Source organism: Candidatus Culexarchaeum yellowstonense, assembly GCF_024707025.1.
In the GTDB taxonomy this organism is placed as follows: domain Archaea; phylum Thermoproteota; class Methanomethylicia; order Culexarchaeales; family Culexarchaeaceae; genus Culexarchaeum.
The window spans coordinates 1-2,583 of the sequence record NZ_JANGFQ010000130.1 but is presented as its reverse complement, the minus strand read 5'-3'; the positions used below and the strand labels follow the sequence as shown (position 1 = coordinate 2,583).

Genomic DNA, 2,583 nt, shown 5'->3' with positions numbered 1-2,583 from the left:
GCCTATACATGAGCTCAAAACCCCTATTCATATCCTTCCTAAGCTCAGCGATCTCATTTTCATGCCTATCAAGCCTTTTAAGTATCTCAATGAACTTTTCATCATGAACTTCTAAACGTTTGAGTATCTCAACGAATTTTTCATCATGGATATCCAGACGCTTAAATATTTCAGCAAACTTTTCATCATGGGCTTCTAAACGTGTAAATATTTCAACGAACTTTGCATCATGAGCATCTAGACGCTTGAGCATTTCAATGAATTTTTTATCATGGGAATCTAGACGCTTAAGTATCTCGATGAATTTTTCATCGTGAGCTTCTAAACGTTTAATAATTTCCCCTAAACCTATTAGACCTGCAACGGTATACCTAAACTCTTCATCCTCCCTCAGTAGCTTGAGTACTTCAGTCTTAAGCTTTTCCAATTCAATCAAAAGTAATAGTGATTGAAGGTGTTTTTATCTCTTTCCCCAGCCGATTTGGAGAGTTGCTTCTAAGCCTTAAAAGCTGAAATGTTTTAAGTAGGATATCCATGTGTAAAAACTTATACTATTTTACACATGGGAAATAGAACAAAATCACAAACAAGCCACTTTCAAAATCTAATAAAACCGATATCAACTTAAACTCTTAGAATCCCTCTACTTGCGAAAATCACCCTCCACAATTTTAATTTCATTTTCAAAGGTATATGTGTATTCCACTTAAAATATTAAAAGACCATTACTCAAACAAAACAATTCAACCATAATCACATCATCATGAAGCACCAATTAAACTAAACAGGTTTTCATAAGCCATACTTTACTTTGAGTTCTTTTCTAATCGTAGTCCAATCACTTAATTTCAATTCTCCTTTTAAAGCTTTTATTAAAGTCTCGGTGTCCACGGCTAAGTATGCTTGTGACTTAATACCATATTCTATCATCGATTTATCGTTTGTCCATATGGGCACTTTTAACTTTAAAGCTAGTGCGATGAAGGGAGTATCTTTTTCGTCAAACTCTTTGGATATTGTATATGCTTCTGAAATTTTGTTGGCATACTTGGATTCTTCAACAATGTTTAACTTTGGAAGTATTAATTCTTCTAAGATAAAGTTGAAAAATTCGGTTTTTAAACCTATGCGCTTACATATTTCTTCTCTATGTTTCTTGATTTCTTCCACCAATTCTTTAGGTGCATAGAAGTTTATACCTGAAAATATAACAATCCTCCTAACAATCCCTTTACTTACCACTGCAGAAATTATTTTGTTACTATCAATTACAATTTCCATTTCCGTTTCAGTCCTTCCCACATTTCCTCCTTCAGCTCATCATCTATCCTAATTATTTCCTCTTCATCTATAACTCCAGTTATCTCTTCCGCTACAAAATACTTTAACAAAAGCTTTCTGAATTCCTCAACAGCAATGCGTTCCATAGCCTTTTTAAGTAACTCATCCTTTGAGATAAGAATCCAAACTTCTTCTGGAACATCAATAGAAATACTCTTACTCACAATGTCAAATAATAAAATTTTAACTATTTATACTTTCTCTCCTTAGTGTTGTGTTGCGAAAACAATCACCCTCCACCAAATATTGAAAGAATAATTAGGGCAACAATAGAATTGGATTACGCTATGGAAGTACTTCAACTTTACAATAAATAAAAAGGATTCTTCTAACATGAAAATTTACAAGTATAATGGAAGCAAACATTAGCTTAAGCCTAAAGTCCCTTATCTGTGAAATCACCCCACATCCTAATGTGAATACCCTTCAGAAACATTGAGAAGACACCACATAAACAAAGCATTCAACACAACCCTACCGCTTTGAACATCAGCTTCCTAGAGTATACTTCTGGATCATATATTCTCCTACCATCCACAACTGCTGGATTCCTCATAAATCTTATGAAATCCTCTGGACTTTTAAGTTTACTCAAACCCAGAAATTCAACAGCCTTCTTCACATTAACCTTAAATCCTATTATCATCTTCATTGAATAAAGGCTTCACCTTAATACGACATTATTCTACCTAATTGATCTAATATTAGTGTCAAAGATCTGCCTTAAAAAGAGGATATCTTGCTCATCAAACACATTTAAAACCTCAAAGACGCCATGTAAACGAATTCTCTCAATAGCTACATGCAGTGGTAGGGAGAGTTGCCGTGATATACGTGAAGCTACTTCCAAGTAGCATTTGTTTAGAATGGTCTTTACGTTACCTTTAACACATTACCTATATCGTTTAAGTAAGCTCTAACCTTTTCTAGCTCATACTTTATATCCTCAATGTCTATGTTCCCCTCATAAAATACTGTTTCGTGGAGGTGTCTCTCCCTAGCTCCATACCTATCCCTAAGCATCAATTTCCCCATTTCGGGGAGCCTTATTTCCAGTTCCCTAAGCATCTTCCTGCGCTCCCAATGACTGGATGGAAGCTTTCCAGAAAACTTAAGAATTAGGGCATTTGTTGCTTGTATTACGGCATTCCACGCCTTTTCAGCTGAGTCCCTAATCTTATAAGAGTTATTTTCCTTAACCCCCTCCTCAAACTCCCTGACAGATTCCTCATAAAACTTACA

4 protein-coding genes and 1 pseudogene are annotated in these 2,583 nt (G+C 35.0%); all 5 read right to left on the bottom strand.

All coding sequences use genetic code 11. The annotated features are described in order from the left end of the window. Positions 1 to 427 (bottom strand): annotated as a pseudogene (locus tag MRT15_RS09535) (hypothetical protein); the annotation flags it as partial. 365 nt (positions 428 to 792) lie between these two features. Continuing rightward, positions 793 to 1,302, bottom strand: coding sequence for a PIN domain-containing protein (locus MRT15_RS09530; RefSeq protein ID WP_304329858.1), 510 nt, complete (start codon positions 1,300 to 1,302; stop codon positions 793 to 795). After that, positions 1,269 to 1,505 (bottom strand): hypothetical protein, encoded by a 237-nt coding sequence (locus tag MRT15_RS09525; protein ID WP_304329857.1) that lies wholly within the window; start codon positions 1,503 to 1,505, stop codon positions 1,269 to 1,271. Before MRT15_RS09525 ends, MRT15_RS09530 begins: the two co-directional genes overlap by 34 nt. 299 nt (positions 1,506 to 1,804) lie before the next feature. Further along, entirely contained in the window at positions 1,805 to 1,993 is a 189-nt protein-coding gene (locus MRT15_RS09520; RefSeq protein WP_304329856.1) for a hypothetical protein, read from the bottom strand. Between the two features lie 221 nt (positions 1,994 to 2,214). Then, positions 2,215 to 2,583: PaREP1 family protein (locus MRT15_RS09515; protein WP_304329855.1), on the bottom strand; the 369-nt coding region annotated here is incomplete at its 5' end.

Bases quoted from the DNA above. Each gene is read 5' to 3' on its own strand.
- MRT15_RS09520 (WP_304329856.1), bottom strand. From the start codon at position 1,993: ATGAAGATGATAATAGGATTTAAGGTTAATGTGAAGAAGGCTGTTGAA.